At 64.8% G+C, this 19696-nt stretch carries 16 protein-coding genes and 2 tRNA genes; 8 read left to right on the top strand and 10 right to left on the bottom strand.

Annotation, left to right across the window (positions count from 1 at the left end):
* Positions 1-5: 5 nt before the first annotated feature.
* Together K3M67_RS07865 and K3M67_RS07860 are read right to left on the bottom strand one after the other, a co-directional pair.
* On the bottom strand, positions 6-884 hold the full coding sequence (locus tag K3M67_RS07865; RefSeq protein ID WP_285832849.1) for an alpha/beta fold hydrolase: 879 nt from the start codon (positions 882-884) through the stop codon (positions 6-8).
* A 151-nt stretch (positions 885-1035) separates the two neighbouring features.
* On the bottom strand, positions 1036-2997 hold the full coding sequence (locus K3M67_RS07860; protein WP_285832848.1) for a hybrid sensor histidine kinase/response regulator: 1962 nt from the start codon (positions 2995-2997) through the stop codon (positions 1036-1038).
* 175 nt (positions 2998-3172) lie between these two features.
* On the opposite strand from K3M67_RS07860, the gene K3M67_RS07855 reads away from it, so the two are divergent.
* Both K3M67_RS07855 and K3M67_RS07850 read left to right on the top strand, forming a co-directional pair.
* Positions 3173-4081 carry a sugar kinase gene (locus tag K3M67_RS07855; protein ID WP_066859296.1) on the top strand — a complete coding sequence of 303 codons (909 nt, stop codon included), beginning with the start codon at positions 3173-3175 and terminating at the stop codon, positions 4079-4081.
* A 47-nt stretch (positions 4082-4128) separates the two neighbouring features.
* A tRNA-Gly gene (locus K3M67_RS07850) sits at positions 4129-4202 on the top strand.
* A gap of 64 nt (positions 4203-4266) precedes the next feature.
* Here K3M67_RS07850 and K3M67_RS07845 read toward each other — a convergent pair.
* Both K3M67_RS07845 and K3M67_RS07840 read right to left on the bottom strand, forming a co-directional pair.
* Positions 4267-4989 (bottom strand): GIN domain-containing protein, encoded by a 723-nt coding sequence (locus K3M67_RS07845; protein WP_285832847.1) that lies wholly within the window; start codon positions 4987-4989, stop codon positions 4267-4269.
* Positions 4941-5690 carry a head GIN domain-containing protein gene (locus K3M67_RS07840; RefSeq protein WP_285832846.1) on the bottom strand — a complete coding sequence of 250 codons (750 nt, stop codon included), beginning with the start codon at positions 5688-5690 and terminating at the stop codon, positions 4941-4943. The genes K3M67_RS07845 and K3M67_RS07840 overlap by 49 nt, the downstream gene beginning before the upstream one ends.
* A 118-nt stretch (positions 5691-5808) precedes the next feature.
* Here K3M67_RS07840 and K3M67_RS07835 point away from each other — a divergent pair, with 118 nt between their 5' ends.
* The 5 genes from K3M67_RS07835 (at position 5809) to K3M67_RS07815 (ending at position 12838) form a co-directional block, all read left to right on the top strand.
* Complete coding sequence (locus tag K3M67_RS07835; protein ID WP_066859302.1) at positions 5809-7398, top strand: M28 family metallopeptidase; 1590 nt, start codon at positions 5809-5811, stop codon at positions 7396-7398.
* A gap of 45 nt (positions 7399-7443) precedes the next feature.
* Entirely contained in the window at positions 7444-8952 is a 1509-nt protein-coding gene (locus tag K3M67_RS07830; RefSeq protein WP_285832845.1) for an FkbM family methyltransferase, read from the top strand.
* Between the two features lie 83 nt (positions 8953-9035).
* A complete protein-coding gene (hemB, locus tag K3M67_RS07825) occupies positions 9036-10031 on the top strand; it encodes a porphobilinogen synthase (RefSeq protein ID WP_285832844.1) in 996 nt (331 codons plus the stop codon).
* On the top strand, positions 10031-12241 hold the full coding sequence (locus tag K3M67_RS07820; protein ID WP_285832843.1) for a spermidine synthase: 2211 nt from the start codon (positions 10031-10033) through the stop codon (positions 12239-12241). The genes hemB and K3M67_RS07820 overlap by 1 nt, the downstream gene beginning before the upstream one ends.
* Positions 12242-12253: 12 nt before the next feature.
* Complete coding sequence (locus tag K3M67_RS07815; RefSeq protein ID WP_285832842.1) at positions 12254-12838, top strand: gamma carbonic anhydrase family protein; 585 nt, start codon at positions 12254-12256, stop codon at positions 12836-12838.
* A 182-nt stretch (positions 12839-13020) separates the two neighbouring features.
* Here the strand turns inward: K3M67_RS07815 and K3M67_RS07810 are convergent, their stop codons facing one another.
* The 6 genes from K3M67_RS07810 to K3M67_RS07785 all read right to left on the bottom strand — a co-directional run bounded on the left by K3M67_RS07810 (position 13021) and on the right by K3M67_RS07785 (position 19286).
* Positions 13021-13533, bottom strand: coding sequence for a hypothetical protein (locus tag K3M67_RS07810; RefSeq protein WP_285832841.1), 513 nt, complete (start codon positions 13531-13533; stop codon positions 13021-13023).
* Between the two features lie 52 nt (positions 13534-13585).
* Complete coding sequence (gene eda / locus K3M67_RS07805) at positions 13586-14206, bottom strand: bifunctional 4-hydroxy-2-oxoglutarate aldolase/2-dehydro-3-deoxy-phosphogluconate aldolase (RefSeq protein WP_066859307.1); 621 nt, start codon at positions 14204-14206, stop codon at positions 13586-13588.
* Positions 14207-14208: 2 nt separating this feature from the next.
* The gene (glk, locus tag K3M67_RS07800; protein WP_285832840.1) at positions 14209-15183 is read right to left on the bottom strand and encodes a glucokinase; all 975 of its coding nucleotides are present in this window, start codon (positions 15181-15183) and stop codon (positions 14209-14211) included.
* A 129-nt stretch (positions 15184-15312) separates the two neighbouring features.
* Positions 15313-17139 carry a phosphogluconate dehydratase gene (edd, locus tag K3M67_RS07795; RefSeq protein WP_285832839.1) on the bottom strand — a complete coding sequence of 609 codons (1827 nt, stop codon included), beginning with the start codon at positions 17137-17139 and terminating at the stop codon, positions 15313-15315.
* Positions 17132-18595: a glucose-6-phosphate dehydrogenase gene (gene zwf / locus K3M67_RS07790; protein WP_066859310.1), complete on the bottom strand. Its 1464-nt coding sequence runs from the start codon at positions 18593-18595 to the stop codon at positions 17132-17134. The genes edd and zwf overlap by 8 nt, the downstream gene beginning before the upstream one ends.
* Before the next feature lie 265 nt (positions 18596-18860).
* Positions 18861-19286: a MerC domain-containing protein gene (locus K3M67_RS07785; RefSeq protein WP_285832838.1), complete on the bottom strand. Its 426-nt coding sequence runs from the start codon at positions 19284-19286 to the stop codon at positions 18861-18863.
* A gap of 147 nt (positions 19287-19433) precedes the next feature.
* Here K3M67_RS07785 and K3M67_RS07780 point away from each other — a divergent pair.
* Positions 19434-19518, top strand: a tRNA-Leu gene (locus K3M67_RS07780).
* Positions 19519-19696 lie beyond the last annotated feature (178 nt).

The following is a 19696-nucleotide window of genomic DNA, read 5'->3' as shown; positions in this document are numbered from 1 at the left end:
GCCGGTCACAGGAACGCGCGCAGCTCCGCGATGAAACGGTCGAACTGGTCATGGTGCAGCCAGTGCCCAGCCTCGGCGAACTCGACCAGTCGCGCGTCGCGGAAGTGCGCCATGCGTCCGTCCCGTTCGGGATTGGAGGCCCAGCTGTCCTTGCCCAGGCAAAGCAATGTTGGGCAGGCGATGCGCGCCCAGAATTCCGGAAGGTCCGCATCGGTGCCCGCTTGGGGCGCGGCGTTGTTCAGATAGGGGTCGAATTTCCAGCTATAGCTGCCATCCTCGTTACGGTTGACGCCGTGCTGGGTCAGGTGCAGCGCCTGTTCGACCGAGAGATGCTCGTTGCGTTCGCGCATACGGCCGATCGCGGCTTCGATCGTGGGATAGCGTCGTCCGGCGCGAGCTGCGCTGGCGCGCCGGCCGTCGATCCACAGACGCCAGGCATCGGGGACATTTTCCTCCGCCTTCTGCTTCAACCGATCGGGCGACAGGCCCAATCCTTCGATCGCGACGATCTTGCGCACCTTGTCGGGGAAAAGCCCGGCATAGCGCAAGCTGATCGATCCGCCGAGCGAATGGCCGACGATGGTTACTGGCGCGCGGTCGAGCAGATCGACCAGCAGCCCCAGGTCATAGACGAAATTGGCCATCATGTACGAGCCTTCGGCCGACCAGGCGCTGTCGCCGTGGCCGCGCAGGTCCGGTGCGATGACATGATAGTCCTTCGCCAGCAACCGCGCCGTCCAGTCCCAGCTCCGCGCATGGTCGAAGCCACCGTGGAGCAGGATCAGCAGGGGGGCGGAAGGATTGCCCCAGTCCAGATAGTGCAGCCGGGACCGCAGCGACGTGAAGAAATGGGAAGTCGGGGTCGGCACGGTCGGCATGTCCATTCGGTCCTGCGGCGGCTGGAGGGGATGGCTGTCCGGCCCCCATTGGCCAACTGGCCCATGCTTGCAAGCGCGAAAGAATGAAAAGGACCTTTTTTCTTGTATTTCGGCAACGCGTTTCAAATGAATTGCTGCTTCGCGGCGAAGGGAATGATCAGTCGTGATCGAACGGCGCGGTGAACCGGATCAGTCGGCCGGAGGAAGCGTCATGGCTCGCTTCCATCACCGCCCTGGCCAGCTCCGCTTGTTTGAACGGCTTGTCGAGCCGGAGGCGGCGGCTGGCGTGGGGGGGCAGTTCGGCGAAACCTGTAATGATGATGACGGGCAGGCCCGGATGATTTTGCTCGATCATATCGGCCAGTTGCGCGCCGGTCATGCCGGGCATGGCATGATCGGTCACGACCAGATCGACATTGGCTTCCTCCAGCATCCGCAATGCGTCGGCGGCGTTGCTGGCCTGGAACACGGTATGGCCCAGGTCTTCCAGCATTCCCGCCGTGTTCATCAGTACCAGATTGTCGTCGTCGACCGCCAGGATGACGAGAGGCACCGGCGCGCTGTCCCGCAGGTCCAGGCTGGGGATATGCTCCTCTGCCGGCTGGGCCTGGGATACGGGAAGCCATAGGGAGACGGTCGTGCCGAGGCCGGGCGCGCTGATGATGTCGAGAGCGCCGCCGCATTGTTGCGCAAAGCCATGCACCATCGAGAGGCCAAGGCCCGTACCCTTGCCGACGCCCTTGGTCGTGAAAAAGGGCTCGCGCGCCCGCTCCAGCGTCGCGGCGTCCATGCCTTCGCCTTCATCGACCACGGACAGGCATATATAGCGTCCGGGAGAAAGGCCCGGCGGGGCTTCCTCGGCGACGAATATTTCGCTCGCTTCGATGCTGATCCTGCCGCCATCGGGCATGGCGTCGCGCGCATTGACCGCCAGGTTGAGCAGCGCAAGTTCCAGCTGCGCGGGATCGGCGTGGGCGGGCGCGAGCGCCAGGGGAAAGCGCGTTTCGATCGCCACGCTGGCGCCGATGGTGCTCTGGAGCAGTTCCGCCATGCCGCGGACAAGGCCGATGCAGTCCACGCTCTGGAGCTTCAGCTCCTGCCGCCGCGCAAAGGCGAGCATACGCTGGGTCAGGGTCGCGCCCCGTTCGGCTGCCGCCATGGCATTGTCGAGATAGCGGCTGATGTCCGCGCCATTCGCCATCCTTTGGCGCGCCAGATCCAGGCTGCCGACGATGACGGCGAGCAGATTGTTGAAATCATGGGCGACGCCGCCGGTCAGCTTGCCGATCGCATCCATCTTCTGCGACTGGATGATGGCGTCGCGGGCGTCGTCGAGCGCCCGCTGCGCCTCGCGCCGCTCGGTGAGGTCGCGGGTGATTTTCGCAAAGCCCAGCAGATGGCCATGGTCGGGGTCGCGGATGGGATCGATCACGACATTGGCCCAGAAGCGCGACCCGTCCTTGCGGATGCGCCACCCCTCGGCCTCGAACCGTCCCTCGCGCTCGGCGGTGTGCAGCGCACGGGAGGGGAGGCCGGCCAGCCGGTCCTCGTCCGAATAGAAGCGCGCGAAATTCTCTCCCAATATCTCGTGCGCTTTATAGCCCTTGAACCGCTCGGCGCCCGGATTCCAGCTGGTGATGGTGCCGACCGGGTCCAGCATGTAGATCGCATAGTCGCTGATGCTCTCGACCAGCAGGCGAAAACGCTCTTCGCTCTTGCGCAGCGCTTCCTGTGCAGCGCGTCTTTCGGTGAGATCCTTTGTGACCTTGGCGAAGCCCAGCAGTCGCCCTTGGGGATCGCGGATCGGGTCTATGACGACATTGGCCCAGAAACAGGTGCCATCCTTGCGCACGCGCCAGCCCTCGGCCTCGAAGCGTCCCTCCCTTTCGGCGGTCGCCAGGGCGCGGGCGGGCATTCCCTTCGCCTGGTCCTCCGGTGTGTAGAACCGGGAAAAATGCTGGCCGATGATTTCGTCGGCTTCATAGCCCTTGAACCGGCAGGCGCCGGCGTTCCAGCTGATGACTAACCCGCTGGGGTCGAGCATGTAGATGGCATAGTCCGTGACGCTCTGCACCAGCAGTTCAAAGCGATTGCCACTGTCCGACGTTAGGCTGGTCATGAGTTCCCCGATCAGGGCGCAGTGAAAGAAGCGCGCCCTTTTGCCATGGGCAAAACGCAAGCCAGTGACGAACGTTCCTCTCATCCGCAAGCGGATATGTACGCGGACGACTTGACTTGCGGGAACGGTCTGCCCACCACGCAGCGCAGCAATCAGCACGGGACGAGGGAAGAGCATGGGTGCAGGCGCGACGATCACGGTCATTGGCGAGGCGATGCTGGAACTGAGCCGCGGGCAGGGGGACAGTTGGAACCTGCGTTATGGCGGCGACGTGATCAACACGGCCGTACACCTGGCCCGTTCCGGCGATACGGTTCGGCTAGCGAGCGCGCTGGGCGCTGACGCGATGAGCGCGGACTTGCGCGCGCAGTGGGAGGCCGAGGGCGTCGATACCGGGCTGGTGCTCGCCGCGGCCGATCGTCTTCCGGGTCTCTATGCCATCGAGACCGACGCGACCGGCGAGCGGACCTTCCATTACTGGCGCAGCGAAGCCGCCGCACGGCGTATGTTTGCGCTCCCCGACAGCGAGGCGATGGTGGAGGCGGCGGCCCAATCGGATCTGCTCTACTTCTCGCTCATCACGCTGGCCATTCTGCCGGACGAAGGGCGTGAAGCGCTGCTGGCCCTGTGCGCGGCGGTCAAGGCGCGCGGCGGAAAGGTGGCCTTCGACGGCAATTATCGCGCGCGGCTCTGGCCCGACGCGACGACGGCTTGCCATTGGCGCGACCGGGCGATCGCGCTGGCCGACATCGGCCTGCCGACGCTGGCCGATGAGGTCGAGATGGGCGAGGTGGACGATGCACGCGATGCGGCGGCGCGCTGGGGCGCGGGAGAAGGGCGGGAGATCATCGTCAAGCTGGGCGGAGAGGGCTGCCTCGTCGGCGACCAATTGGTCGCACCGCCCCGCCGGATCGACGTGGTCGATTCGAGTGGCGCGGGCGACGCCTTCAATGCGGGCTATCTCCACGCAAGGCTCGCGGGCGCGGCGCCTGTCGAAGCGGCGCTGGCGGGCCACCGGCTTGCGGGATGGAATATCGGCCGGCGCGGGGCCATTCCGGCCCGGGATGCTGACTCGCCCTATTAAGTTCCGTTGACAGCGCCCCATGGCTTGGGCCATGGACGCTGGGCTTCGCGGGTGTAGCTCAATGGTAGAGCAGCAGCTTCCCAAGCTGACGACGGGGGTTCGATTCCCCTCACCCGCTCCACAGGCCGAAATCACCCATCTTCCTGCTCGACCGCGCGCATGGGTGCAGGTAGGGCTGGCCTTGCCTAATAGCGCTCGCCACCGCACAGGATGCGCCCTGTGCCGCGATTGTCGACGGTGCAGGCGGGCTTGCCGCCGACCGTCACATCGCCCGATCCGGTCGCCACGATTTTCGCTGTCACCTCCGTCGTCAGGATGACGCTGCCGGGGCCATCATTGCTGATGCTGGCCTGTCGGACGCGCAGTGGTTCCGCAGCGACCGCTCCGGGGCCGTTGACGCGAATATTCGCCACGCCGGCCCGGCCCGTCAGAGTCGCGCGTCCGCCACCCGCCAGCATCAGGTCGATCCGGTCGAGCTGAACATCCCCCACTCTCACATCGCCATTGCCGCCGAGGATGATCTGTCCCGCCAGCCCCTTCATCCGGTTGACGGCAATGGAGCCGCCTCCGGTCAGCACCACGCGCTCGATCATGCCCGTCGACAGCCGCAACGTGGCTGCGCCACCGCTTTTCTCACCGGGACGGGGACGGTCCATGGTCACCGTGAGCAGTCGTCCCGACACGTCGACTTTCAGCCGGTCGAGCGCACCTTGATCGCCTTCCGCCCGCGCCGACGCGCCGGTCCCGGTAGTGAGCACTATGATGACGGGCGCGTCCACGCGGATCGCGTCGAAACTCGTGATGGTGAAACCCCGCGTCGCCGCGCCCGCAGGTGCGGCGATCGCCAGGCTCGCCGTAATCAGGGTATGCAGCGCGCTTCGCCCGGTCCCACGCCGCTGGTCGTGCATTGCGCCTTGCCTTTCACCGTCACGTCGCCTGGTCCCATGATGCTGATAGCAACCTTCCCGTCGGAGGCAAAGTCGATGTCGCCCGCGCCCAGTATCGAAACGTCGGCGCTGCCGACCTTCAGCGCTTCGCCGTCAATGTCGCCGGCGCCGGTGATCGACAGCTTCGCCGTGTCCGCCGTGCCGGAGATTTTCACCGATCCCGCGCCGGTGATATCGGCCGACAGCGACTTGAGCCTCACCATGCCGATGCGGAAGTCACCGGCGCCGGTCAGCGACAGGTCCAGCCTTTCGCCCTCCGCCTTGTCTAGGTCGAAATCGCCTGCCCCGGTCAGGTCGGCGGCCCGGATGGCAGGCATGGTGATGCGGATTGTCGCGCCCTTGTCGCCATTCCTGCGCCCCCAGTTCCAGTCACCCTTGGATTTGCGACCGATCACCAGCTTGCCGTCCTTGACGCTGATGGCGAGGTCCGCCACCGACTTGGGATCGCCCTCCGCCTTGATCGAGAAATCGGGCGCGATGGTCACGGCGACATTGTCGGGACCGGTCGCTTCGATGGCGGTGAAGTCCTTGAGGGCGGACCAGTCCTGCGCGGTGCGCGCGACATCCTCGGCGGAGGGTGACTTTTCGGTGCGCGAGCAGGCGCTGGTCGACAGGCTCAGTCCGGCAATGACAAGCGCGAAAAGCGGAAGGGGGAGCGGCATCGTTATCTCCTAAGTGTGTTGTCGCAACAATACACATTGGCAGTGGTGGTTCCAAGCCCCTTGTTCGTCGGACTTTTCCGGCCAAGATAGTCTACCGAACACGCGGAGTCCCAAACCCATGCGCCTGTCTCATCTCGCTCTTCCGCTTCTTTCGCTGATTGCTGCCGGCGCGGCCCGTGCAGAGGACGCGGGCGACGGCGGCGCACGCTGGTGGAGCCATGTCCAGTCGCTTGCCAATGACGGCATGGAGGGGCGCGGCACAGGCACGCCGGGCTATGACCGCGCGGCCGACTATGTCATCGGGCAGTTCCGGGCGCTTGGCCTCAAGCCGATGGGAACGGAAGGATACAAGCAGCCCGTGTCCTTCGTCGAACAGGTAATCCTCTCCGACCGAAGCAGTGCCGCGCTGGTCGGTCCGGCTGGCGAAAAGGCGCTGGCAGTGCCGGGCGACCTCATCGTTTCGGGCAGCGGCGGGCCGGTTCCGGAAAGTATCGACGCGCCGATGGTCTTTGCGGGCTATGGCCTGCATCTGCCGGAGGTCGGCCATGATGATTTCGCCGGGCTGGACCTCAAGGGCAAGATCGTGGTCGTCTTGTCGGGCGGGCCCGCCACCATCTCCGGCGCATTGAAGTCGCACGCCCGTTCGGAGCGCGCGCACTGGCTTGCGGCGCGGGGCGCGCTCGGCCTCATTACATTGGTGACGCCCAAGCAGGTTGAAATTCCTTGGACGCGGCGGATTGCGCTGGCCGGCGCGCCGGCCCTCTATTTCACGGACAACAGCCTGCGCGACACCCAGACGCCCTTTCTGGGAGCCCAGTTCGATCCCGCCAAATCGGCCCTTTTGTTCGAAGGCTCTGGCAAGACTTTCGACCAGATCGCAGCGGCGGCGGACGCTTCCGCCCCGGTGCCGAGCTTCCCGCTGGCGCTCCGGCTGAAGGCGCAGGTCGCGGCCAAGCGACGCGATGTCAGTTCGCCCAACCTCGTCGCCATGATGCCGGGCGGCGATCCGAAGCTGCGCCAGGAATATGTGGTCCTGTCCGCCCATCTGGACGGCTATGGTATCGGCACACCCATAAAGGGCGATGCCATCTACAACGGCGCGTTCGACAACGCGTCCGGAGTGGCCAGCCTGCTGGAAATCGCCCGCGCGCTGAAGGCCGGCAAGGTGAAGCCCAGGCGCTCCATCCTCTTTGCGATCGTGACGGCGGAGGAGAAGGGATTGCTGGGGTCGCGCTATTTCGCCCGCCGGCCAACGGTGCCGCAGAAGGACATTGTCGCGGACCTCAATTTCGACATGGCGCTGCCGATCTTCCCGCTGACCAGCGTGACGCCCATCGGCTATGACCAGAGCTCGCTGGGGCAGGATGCAGCAGCTGTCAGCGCGGCCATGGGCCTGCCGATCACGTCCGATCCCTTCCCGGACCGCAACGTCTTCATCCGGTCGGACCAATATGCCTTCATCCGCGAAGGCATCCCCGCGCTTTTCTTCAAATATGGCTTCAAGGCCGGCACGCCGGAGGCGGAGACGGAGAAGGCGTGGCGCGCCAATCTCTATCATTCGCCCTTCGACGATCTGAACCAGCCGGTGCTGCCGGCGGAAAGCGCGAAGCTGAACGACTATGTCACTGCGGTCACGCTGCGGGTCGCCAATGCGGCCGCGCGGCCGCGCTGGAACCAGGGCAGTTTCTTCAGGCGGTTCGCGAAATAGCGACCGGGCCTTTCGAACATGCATTACTCCATCCGGATAGCGCCTATGTCCGGTTCGCTCGCTTTTCTGAACCTTGGATTAGAACATAAAAGTTGCCCATTCGACGTCGCCAGTCGCGTACGCCTTGCGCGGACGAATGGAGAAATTGCTGTGACATTGGCCGGGAATTTTCGATCCGCACTGATGGACTTTTATGTGCACCAGGTTCCCAATTTTCGCGGGAAATGGCGGATTCTCTCGCCCTTCGCGAAAATGGTGAACGGGACGTCGGTGCGATCGGGCTACGGCAGCTTCCGCTTGGGCATGGACGTACATGACAGAACATTTCAACTGGGGGTAACGGCCAGATATGGGACAGTCGTGTCCAATGAGGTTGAGCGGCTGAACCCCGGCGATTGTTTCATCGACGTGGGGGCCAATTGTGGAGTGTTTGCCCTTCTGGCGGCCGAGCGCGTCGGTCCGGAGGGACTGGTTGTATCTTTCGAACCGTGTTTTTCGACTTTCGCGAAGCTGGTGCGAAACATCCACATCAACGATGCGGAGAATATCCTGCCCTTCAACATGGCCTTGTCCGCGCTGACCCGGCCTGAACTTCTTGATAACAGCGCGGTCGGCCATTCTGGCAGGTTCGCGATCGCGCCCGATGCAATCGAGCGTGGGGGGGAGCGCGTCATGTCGCTCTCAATTCAGGATTTCCCCGGACTCTTGAAGTTGATCGGTGACCGCCGGATACTCGTCAAGATCGACGTCGAAGGATTCGAGCATTCGGTACTTCAGGGCCTGGAACCGATCCTGGCCCTGCCACAGACGTGTGGCGTTGTAGTGGAGGTCGATGAGAAGAATTTGGGCCGATACGGCGTTGATCCGCAGGCCATCTATGCACTGCTCTATCGGCACGGCTTTTCCTGGACCAACGATGTGGACGCGGCGAGCCATTTCGACGCTGTGTTCCATCGGGAATCGTCACTCTCGCGGGACCAGCAAGTTTCTTCGGCCTTCCCCCTTGAAGCGGCGCGACGGCGCACCGCTCGTCAGGAGAACGGTATGCGCTGGGTCCATTTGTCACAGATCGCGGCGGCTGTGTTGTTGGTGATCGGCGGCTGGATGATCGCGCGGACGGGGTTCTCCGCATCCGCCCCGCCCGCAGAATATTTCGTCGAGGAAGCCTTGCAATCCCATGACATAGCGCAGGTGCGCACGCGGTTGCGCCGTTCGCCACCTGCTGTTTATGATCCACAGGAAGTCGCCGCCTTCACGCGCATCGCATTGCCGAAACTGCCTGCCGGGTGGCGGGTAATAGACGTTCAGCTCTTCCCGTCGGACAGCGGAGCCAGCCTTCAGATGACCATCAGCAACGGCAAGTCTGCGTCCATGTCCTTGTTTGCAGTGCGGGATGACAAGGTCGCACCATCCAGGCCCGACGTAATGAGCCGCAACGGCACATCGGTAGCCTGTTGGCAGGAAGGCGATTTGGCCTATGCACTCGTCAGTCGGAATCCGCCCGCCGAAATTGATCGCCTTGCGGAGGATATCGCTGACAATGTCACTTCGTAGATCGGGATGAAACTTGAGCGCAGGAGATTCTTGCCAGCAGCACCCCGCTTGATCCCCCGCACGCCCACGCCTACACCCGCTCCATGACCCATGCACCCTATCCGGCGCTGCGTATGCGCCGCACGCGCGTTGCTGCCTGGAGCCGGGCGATGCACGCCGAAAACCGCTTGTCGCCCAGTGACTTCATATGGCCCCTGTTCGTGACCGAAGGGCAGGCCGTGGAAGAGCCGATCGCGGCGCTGCCGGGTGTTTCGCGCTGGTCGGTCGACCTGATGGTGGAACGGGCCAGGGACGCGCGCGACGCCGGCATCCCCTGTCTCGCCCTCTTTCCCAATACCCAGGCCGAACGGCGCAGCGATGACGGCTCTGAAGCGCTCAATCCCGACAACCTCATGTGCCGGGCGATCCGCGCGATCAAGGATGCGGTTCCCGATATCGGCGTGCTGACCGATGTGGCGCTGGACCCCTATACCGCCCATGGCCAGGATGGGCTGCTCGACGAGACGGGCTATGTCGTCAACGACGCCACCATCGACGTGCTGATCGGGCAGTCGCTGAACCAGGCCGCTGCGGGCGCCGACATCATCGCACCCAGCGACATGATGGACGGTCGGGTCGGCGCGATCCGCGAGGCGCTGGAGGAAACCGGCCACGCCAATGTCCAGATCATGGCTTATGCCGCCAAATATGCGAGCGCCTTCTACGGTCCGTTCCGCGATGCGGTCGGTTCGCGCGGATTGCTCAAGGGCGACAAGAAAAATTACCAGATGGACCCTGCCAATGGCGAGGAAGCGCTGCGCGAAGTCGCGCTCGATCTGGCCGAGGGGGCGGACAGCGTGATGGTGAAGCCGGGCCTGCCCTATCTCGACATCGTGGCACGGGTAAGGGACCGTTTCGCCGTCCCGGTTTTCGCCTATCAGGTGTCGGGCGAATATGCGATGATCGAACATGCCGCAGCGGCCGGGGCGGGGGACCGCGACGCGCTGATCCTGGAGACGTTGATGGCGTTCAAGCGGGCGGGTTGCTCCGGCGTGCTGACCTATCATGCGCTCCACGCCGCCAGGTTGCTCGGCGCCTGATGCGGATGAGAACGCGCCCGCGCTACGTCGTCACGATCTGCGCGGGCTCGTTCCTGCTCTTCCTGGTCCAGCCCATGATCGCGCGCATGGCGCTGCCCCGGCTGGGCGGCGCCCCATCGGTGTGGAATTCGGCCATGCTGGTCTATCAGGCGCTGTTGCTTGCCGGCTATGCCTACGCCCATTGGCTGGGCCGCTTCGGCGTGAGGCGGCAGGCGATGATCCATCTCGGCCTGTTCCTGGTCTGCGCCATCTTCCTGCCGATCGGACTTGCGGCGTGGCAACCGCCGGCCGGCATGGAGCCGGCCTTCTGGGTGCTCTGGCTGCTCGGCGCGTCGATCGGGCCGCTCTTCTTCGTCGTCGCGGCCCAGGCGCCCCTGTTGCAGCGCTGGTTCGCAATCGCGGACAGGAGCGATCCCTATCCGCTCTATGCCGCGTCTAATCTGGGCAGCTTCGCCGGCCTGATCGCCTATCCGCTGCTGGTCGAACCGCTACTGACGCTCAAGGCGCAGAGTATCCTCTGGTCGCTTTGCTATGGTGCGCTCTTCTTTCTGGTCTATGCCAGCGCGCGTCGCTTGCCGCCGGACGGAAGGATGGCGACCGAGGCTGTCGAAGCCTCGCCGCCGCCGCCGGACGGCCGGACGATGCTGCACTGGACCGCGCTGGCGGCGGTTCCGTCGGGACTGATGCTGGCGACCAGCCTCTACCTGACGACCGATATCGTGGCGATGCCGCTGCTCTGGGTGCTGCCGCTCGGCCTCTATCTGCTGAGTTTCAGTCTGGCGTTCGCGGTCGGCCGGCGGCCCGCCGAACTATGCGTGTTGATCGCGCCGATCATTCTGCTGATTGGCGCGTGCATCGCCTTCACCGGGGGCGTCAAATTCCCGGTTTTCGTGGCGCTCGGCATCCTTGTCGTGTTGTTCGTGACGGCCGTGGCGCTCCATGCCCGGCTTTACGAGCTTCGGCCCGCGCCGGTGCATCTGACGCGTTTCTATTTGATCATGTCGGTCGGCGGCATGGTCGGCGGCCTGTTCTGCGCGCTGTTGGCGCCTTTGATCTTCGACTGGACCTATGAATATCCGATCCTGCTTGTCGCCGCCGCGCTTCTGCTGCCGCCGCGCGAGCCATTTCTGCGTTTGCCGCGCCTCTTGTGGGAAGACCCGCGCCGGCGTGTCTGGCTCGGCGCGCTGATCCTGGTGGCCGGTCTGCTGCTGTCGGTGATCGGCGGGGGCATGGTGATGCCGGAATGGAAGTCGCCGGCGATCAAGACGGCCAGCTTCCTGACTATCATCGCCCTGGGCATTGCTGCGCTCGGCCACCGGTTGCTGACCGCCGGCCTGCTGCTCTATCTTATGCTGTGCCTCAGCGGCTGGGAAAAGCTGGCCCAATCCCTGACGCCGGGGATGCTGACCCGCAGCTATTTCGGCGTCTATGGGGTCGCAGACAGAGGGGCGACCCAGCGTATCCTGTTCCACGGCACGACGCTGCACGGCATCCAGGACCGGACACCCGGCCGAGAGCGCGAACCGACCAGCTATTATGCCCCAGATTCGGGAGTGGGCCTCGCGCTCCGCCATGCGGCTTCACTGTTCGGCCCCGGCTCACGCATCGACGTCGTCGGTCTGGGGGCGGGGACGCTTGCCTGTTACATCCAGCCCGGACAGACATGGCGCTTCTACGAGATCGACCCCGCCATGGTCGACATCGCGCGCGATCCGGCACATTTTTCCTTCCTGTCGCGCTGCCAGCCCCGCGCCGCCATCGTCGTGGGTGACGCGCGCATGACGCTGGCGCGGCAAGCGGCCGGAGGCGCCGACCTGCTGGTGATCGACGCCTTCTCTTCCGATTCCATTCCGGTGCATCTGCTGACGCGGGAGGCACTGGCCATCTATGGCCGTCGCCTGGCGCCGGATGGACTATTGCTGATCCATATTTCCAACCGCTATCTCGACCTGCGGCCGGTTATCGCGGCGGACGCGACGGCGGAAGGCTGGCAAGCGCGATTGCGCCATTACCGGCCGGACCCGAAGGACGCAAAACGCCATTATGCGGCGTCGGTGTGGATCGCCCTGTCCCGCGACGGGACGCAACTCGATCGACTGGCGCGAGCGAGCGGGGCGGCCAGCTGGCAGCCGCTGCCGGCCCGTCCCGGCTTCAGCGTCTGGTCGGACGACCATGCCAGCATCCTGCCGATCCTGAAGATCAGACCATAGAGGAGAGCCACCATGTCGGTCCCGGTCTACCCCGACGTCAGCATCATCCCCTTTGCGGGCAAGACGCCGATCATCCACCCCAGCGCCTTCATCGCACCGGGATGCCGGATCATCGGTGATGTCGAGATCGGCGAGGATGCCAGCATCTGGTATAATTGCGTGATCCGGGGCGACGTGAACCGAGTGCGGATCGGCGCCCGCACCAATGTGCAGGACGGGACGATCATCCATTGCGACAGCCCCGGCGATCGTGCCGACGGACGTCCCAGCGATGGCTGGCCCGCAATTATCGGTGAAGATGTGCTGATCGGCCACATGGCGATGATCCATGGCTGCGTCCTCAACGACAGGGCGTTCGTCGGGCTGGGCGCGATCGTCATGAGCGGCGCGAAGGTGGAAAGCGACGCGATGCTGGCGGCCGGTGCGCTGCTGTCATCGGGAAAGACGGTGCCCCATCGTCAGCTCTGGGCAGGCCGCCCCGCCAGATATATGCGCGACTTGAGCGATGAAGCGCTGATCGACATGCGCGAGGGCGTGGATCATTATGTTCACGCCGCCAAGGCGCACAAGGGCGCAGTCAAGGCGGCCGGGGAGTAGGCGAGGGCGGTCATTGCGCGAAAAGGTGATTAGCGGACTGTCAATTTCGCACAACGCTTCAAGGGGAAGGCGACGTCCCGCTACCCGAGCGACCCGGAGGACGGTAATACAGTATGGCCGCACTCGAGCGGCGTCGCATCGCGCTTGACTGTCTGCCTCTGGTTGCTTCGCGATAGTTAGCCCTAAGGCTGCGGCAATCGCGACTTCATCGCGTCGATCCGGTCATTCTGCTGATCGACCAGGGCCAGCGTCGCGCTGCGCGCCGCGTCGACATCCTCGAGCCCGCCGCGCGCCTTGCCGTCGGCGATGGCGTTGCTCCGCTGAACATAAAGGGTGTCGAGGCTGGCAAGCGCCGACACGCTGTCGTTCCTCGCAGCTTCGAGCGAACTGATCGCCACCTGCGCGGAGACCCAGGCGTCGGATGAAACGGCAGCGCCGGATGCCGCGCCGACGGCGCGATCCGCCTTGGCATAGGCCGCGTCGAATGCCGCCGCGCCCTTGCCCGCCTGACCGAGGTGGCGTGCGATCTCCTCGGACAGCGCCGGGTCGGCTGGCGCGGTGGCGGGCGCTGGGCCGACTTCGGCCATCGGGGCGCTTTCGATCGGCCGCTTGGCAAGCGAGGGATAGCCCTGCGGTGCGCCGGCGCAGCCCGACAGGAACAGGGCGAGGGCGGCAAAGAGGCGACGAGGGTTCATGACCTGCATCTAGGACGGGCCGGCCCGGCGCGCAACCGATCCCGCATCATCCCTAACGGGGGAGGGCGGCGGCTTCGCGGGCCAGTGTTTCGATCCTGGCGGGGTCAACCGGCCCCTTGGGCACGACCCAACTGCCGCCGACGCATTTGATGAAGGGCTGGGCCAGCCATTCGGGGGCGCTTTGTGGCGTGATGCCGCCGGTAGGGCAGAAACGGGCCGTGTGCAGCGGCGCGGCAAGCGCCTTCAGCGCGGGGAGGCCACCCGAGGTTTCCGCCGGGAAGAATTTGAAATGGCTGAGCCCCATGTCCATGCCGCGCATGATGTCGGCGGCGGTTGCGGTGCCCGGCAGGAAGGGAATCTTCGCTGCGATCGCCGCCTTGCCCAGCGGCTTGGTGAGGCCTGGGCTGACGATGAAGCGCGCGCCGGCCTCCATCGCCGCGTCGAGCTGCGCGGGGTTCAGCACCGTGCCTGCGCCGACGACCGCGCCCTCGACCTTGGCCATTTCACGGATCACGTCCAGCGCGGCGGGGGTGCGCAGAGTCACCTCCAGCGCGGGCAGGCCGCCCGCGACCAAAGCGCGCGCGATCGGCAGCGCGTCCTCGACCCGATCGACCACCAGCACCGGGATCACCGGGGCCAGTTCCATCACCTGCTCGACGGTCAGCTTGCTCATCATTACTTCTCCCGGAATGCGGCTGCGGCCCCGAACAGGCCGATTTCATCGTGGATGGCCATGCGAATCGGTACGGTCGCCATCAGGCTTTCGAACCGGCCCTTGGCCGTGAAACGGGTATGGAAGCCGCTGTGCGGCAGAAAGTCGCGCATCCGTTGCGTCAGCCCACCGGCCAGCACCACGCTGTGCGGGCCATGGGCCAGGGCCAGGTCGCCCGCGACCGATCCGTAGCAGAGGCAGAACCGTTCCAGCGCGGCGCGCGCGAAGGGATCGCTGTCGTCCAGCGCGGCCTGCCACAATTCGGGGTCTTCCATCAGCATCACACGGTCATGGCCGATCGTCGCCAGCGCCTTGTAGATATAGTTGAGGCCCGGCCCGGACACGATCCGCTCCGTCGACACGCGCAGGAACTTGTCGCGCAGATAGGAGAGGATCTTCTCTTCCATATGATCGAGCGGGGCGAAGTCCAGATGACCGCCTTCGGTCGCGATGACATGAGGATGTCCGTCATCATAGGCGATCATCGCGACGCCCAAGCCCGTGCCCGGACCCAGGATGGTGACACCGCCATCGCTCGGGAAGGGACGGTCCTCGCCGAACAGCAGCGGCAGATTTTCGTCCGGCAGGCGCGACACGGCGTGTGCCACCGCTTCGAAATCATTGACCAGCCGCACGCCGCGCACGCCCAGATCGTCGGCCAGCGTATCGGCGCGGATCACCCAACTGCTATTGGTCAGCTTGATGACCTCGCGCCCGATCGCGGTGGCGAAGGCGATGGAAGCGGCCTTGGGCAGGTCACCATTGCCGTCCTTCCGCTCATCCTCGGCGAAGGCGGCCCAGCAGGCCTGGAGGCTGGGATAGTCGGCCACCTTGTACTTGCGCACGGTGCCGAGCGTCGGCACGCCCTTCGCGTCCAATGAGGCGCGGGCGAAACGGGCGTTGGTCCCGCCAATGTCGGCGGCGATGATGTCGGTCATATTGAGGCGCCTCGATTATATTCTGATCGTCATCCCCGCGACCGCGGGGATTCAACTCCCGCCATGGCTCTCAGCCGCAACGCCGGGAGATGGGTTTCCGCCTTCGCTGGAACGACGGAGGTGATGATTTCAAAACTCGTCTTCCATCGCAGCCAGGATCGGCGAAGCGCCGGCTTCCGCCAGGTCGCTATGATGGCGGAACAAGGCGAACAGTTCGCGGCCCGTGTCATAGGGCGGCGGCGGAGCGGCGGGGATGTCCCGCGCGTTCCATGTCGCCGCGTCGACCAGCGCATCGACCGTGCCGCTCTCCGCGCACACGCGCACCATGTCGCCGTCGCGCAGCTTGCCGATCGGTCCGCCGCCCAAGGCTTCGGGCGACAGGTGGATGGCGGCAGGCACCTTGCCGGACGCGCCGGACATGCGACCGTCGGTCAGCAGCGCGACCTTGAAGCCGCGATCCTGCAAGACGCCGAGCGCCGGGGTCAGCTTGTGCAGCTCGGGCATCCCGTTGGCCTTCGGCCCTTGGAAGCGGACCACGACCACGACGTCGCGCTCCAGCTCGCCCGCCTTGAATGCTCGCAACACATCGTCCTGGTCGTGGAAAACGGCGGCGGGCGCCTCGATCGTCCAGCGTTCCTTATCGACCGCGCTCACCTTCATGACGCAGCGGCCCAGATTGCCCTGGAGCAGCTTCATGCCCCCATCGGCCTGAAAAGGGTTTGCGGCCGGCCGCAGCATGGCTTCATCCCGCGAAGCCGGAACGTCGCGCCATTGCAGCGCCTCGTTTTCCAGCACCGGCTCCTTGCCATAATCGCTGAGGTCGGCCCGCGCGACCGTCATGATGTCGCGGTGTAGCAGGCCGGCGTCCAGCAGTTCGCGGATGATGACCGCCATGCCGCCCGCCGCGTGGAAATGATTAACGTCGCCCGATCCATTGGGATAGACCCTGGCCAGCAGCGGCACCACGTCGGAAATTTCGGCAAAGTCGGTCCAGTCGATACTGATCCCGGCCGCTCGTGCGATGGCGGGCAGGTGGATCGCATGGTTGGTGGAGCCCCCCGTTGCCATCAGCCCGATGATCGCATTGACGATCGCCTTTTCATCGACGCAATGGCCGAGCGGCCGATAGTCATCTCCGTCCCAGCCGATGTCTGCGATCCGGTGCGTCGCCGCGCGGGTCAGTTCGCTGCGTAGCTTCGTGCCGGGATTGACGAAGGCGGCGCCGGGCATGTGCAGCCCCATCATCTCCATCATCATCTGGTTGGAATTGGCCGTGCCGTAAAAGGTGCAGGTGCCCGCGCCATGGTAACTGGCGCTTTCGGACTCCAGCAACTCTTCCTTGCCGACCTTGCCCTCGGCATAGAGCTGGCGGATTCGCACCTTTTCCTTGTTGGCCAGGCCCGACGGCATCGGACCGGCGGGGATCAATATCGTCGGCAGATGGCCGAAGCGCAGCGCGCCGATCAGCAGGCCCGGTACGATCTTGTCGCAAATGCCGAGCAGCAGCGTGCCTTCGAACATCGCATGGCTGAGCGACACGGCGGTCGACAGGGCGATGGTGTCGCGGCTGAACAGCGACAGGTCCATGCCCGCCTGGCCCTGGGTCACGCCGTCGCACATGGCCGGCACGCCGCCTGCCACCTGCGCCGTGGCGCCCACTTCGCGCGCGGCGATCTTGATCTGCTCGGGATAGCGGCCATAGGGCTGATGCGCCGAGAGCATGTCGTTGTACGAGGTGACGATGCCGATGTTCATCGCCGCGCCCGTGCGGATGACGGCCTTGTCCTCGCCACTCGCGGCAAATCCATGGGCCAGGTTGCCGCAGGACAACTGGTCGCGATTGGTGCCGGCTTCGCGGCCGCGCTCGATCAGGTCGAGATACTGGCGGCGGCGCGAAGCACTGCGCCGCACGATGCGCTCCGTCACCTGGGCGATTACGGGGTGAAGATCAGTCATGCCAGCTTGCTCCGTCGCGTTCGATCAGGGCAATGGCCGAGGACGGGCCCCAGTTCCCCGAAGAATAGGTGGAGGGCTTCACATGAGCCTCCTTCCACCCGTCGATGATGCTGTCGATCCAGGTCCATTGTGCCTCCACCTCGTCACGACGGACGAAAAGAGTGGCGTCGCCGGCCAGCAGATCCAGGATCAGCCGCTCATAGGCGATGCGGCGGCGCTGTCCGGCGAAGGCGGCGGTCAGCGACACGTCGAGCGTGACCTCCTCGAGATGGACCTGCCGCTCCAGGCCCGGCCTTTTGCTCATGATCTGGAGGCGGATATATTCTTCCGGCTGCAAGCGGATGACCAGCGTGTTGGGTTCCAGTCCCGTGCCATGGCCATCGCGGCCGAAGATGCTGTGCCGGACCGGCTTGAACTGGATGACGATTTCCGACTGGCGCGCGGGCATCCGCTTGCCGGTACGCAGGTAGAAGGGGACGCCCTGCCAGCGCCAATTGTCGACAAAGGCCTTCAACGCGACGAAGGTCTCGGTGTCCGATGGCTTGCCCAGTTCGTCAGCATAGCCGGTGACGATCTGCCCCTGCACGGCGCCGGGCGTATATTGGCCGCGCACGCTGTGGGTCTTGACCGTCTCGTCGGTCATCGGGCGCAGCGACCGCAGCGCCTTCACCTTCTCGTCGCGGACGGAGGTCGGGTCCATCCTTGCTGGCGGCTCCATGGCGATGATCGACAGGATCTGGAGCATGTGATTCTGCACCATGTCGCGCAGCGCGCCGACGCCGTCATAATAGGAGACGCGCCCTTCGAGGCCCACCGTCTCGCCGACGGTAATCTGTACATGGTCGATCGCGCTGGCGTTCCACAGCGGTTCGAACATCACATTGCCGAAACGCAGGGCGAGCAGGTTCTGGACCGTTTCCTTGCCCAGATAATGATCGACACGGAAAATCTGCTCCTCCGCGAACAGCGCGCCGATGCCGTCATTCACCTCTCTCGAGGAGGCGAGATCCTTGCCGATGGGCTTTTCCATCGCGATCCGGGTCTTGGGCGTAATCAGGCCGGCGTCGGCCAGTCCCTGCGCGGTCGGCGCGAAAAGCGAGGGCGGCGTCGACAGATAGACGGACAGGCCGCGCTCCAGGCGGCCGTCGATGCGTGCGGCGAGCGCTGCGAACTGCGCGCTATTGCCCGCCTCGACCGGCTGATATCCGATCATCGTACGAAATGTCGCCGCAATCGCCGGATCATAGCGGTCGGCGGGCAGGAACTGCTCCAGCGCGGCGCAGACTTCGTTGCGGAAATCCTCGTCCTCCATCTCCGACCGGCCCGATGCGACGATCAGGAAGTCTTCGGGCAGCAACCCGTCCGACAGGAGGTTGTAGAGCGACGGGAATATCATGCGGCGGGCCAGGTCGCCGGTGGCGCCGAATAACAGGAACGTAGCAGACGGCTCGGTCAAAGGAAGATCCTTCTCCGTTTGTAAGTTGTCTATGTCTGCACGATGCCGCCCTTATAGCGTGCGCGGATCGTTACGCAAGAAGCCTATCGAGCACGGCCTTCAACCGCAACATTATGGGTCCGGGCGCGCCCAATCCGCTGGAATCGGGCTGTCCTCAAGATCGGCGTCCGTCGGGGCTGCGAAGCCGACGCACACTGAGGACGCGCATATCGTCCGGATGATTCGCGCTGCGTCCGCCGCTGCGCAATGTCGGGATCGTGTCGATTCAGGATGACACGGTTTTCGTCCTGGTGCTCCGCCAGTTGAGGATATGCGCGCCGGCCAGAAGGGCGCTGCCCGTCAAAGTCCATGCCGCTTCGTGCAGCGCGCCTTCTACCAATAGCGCGCCGATGCTCATCGCGAGCAGGCCCGACAGGCCGAAGAATAGCGGCAACCGCTTGCCATGTCGGCGCCGCCCTCCGCGCAGCGCGACCAGGCTAGTCGGAATCGCTATCGCGAGCATGACGATATGGAAGGTCTCGCCGGGGTCGACGCGTGTCGCCAGCGCTGGAAGCAGGGCGAAGAGCAGGGGCAGTCCGATGCAATGGAGGGTGCAAAGCGACGAGGCGCAGACAGCGAATCCGTCGAGCCAGTTACCCGCGGTTCCTCCATTTTCCGTAGTCGCCCCACCAATGGTCCTGCAAGAAGCCATATCTTGTCCAATGATATAATATTACATTGATGGTCAGATGGAGGCGCCAGGGGGCATAGTCAAGCACGCGGATCACGCTTTGAGCCGTCAATCCGATTTTCGGCTGGACGCCCGCGGCGGATTTTGCCATCTGGCGGCACCAGCCGTGCGGGTGTGGTGAAATTGGTAGACGCGCCGGACTCAAAATCCGGTTCCGAAAGGAGTGTCGGTTCGAGCCCGACCACCCGCACCATCCTTTGACGGAAACGGCCTGAGTGTCGCCGCTCCCCTCGGCCTATTCCCCAATTCCCGACGTAGCGTGCTATTAGGCCGCCCAACAGGGTGAGGCGCGTTGCGCGCGCCGGTCATCTCGGGCATTATCGATCGGGCCGCGCTCGCGCATGATGAATTTCCGGAACAGGAAGATCATG

It is taken from the genome of Sphingobium sp. V4, from assembly GCF_029590555.1.
Classification (GTDB): Bacteria; Pseudomonadota; Alphaproteobacteria; order Sphingomonadales; family Sphingomonadaceae; genus Sphingobium.
This window is presented reverse-complemented; position numbering and strand designations above follow the sequence as displayed.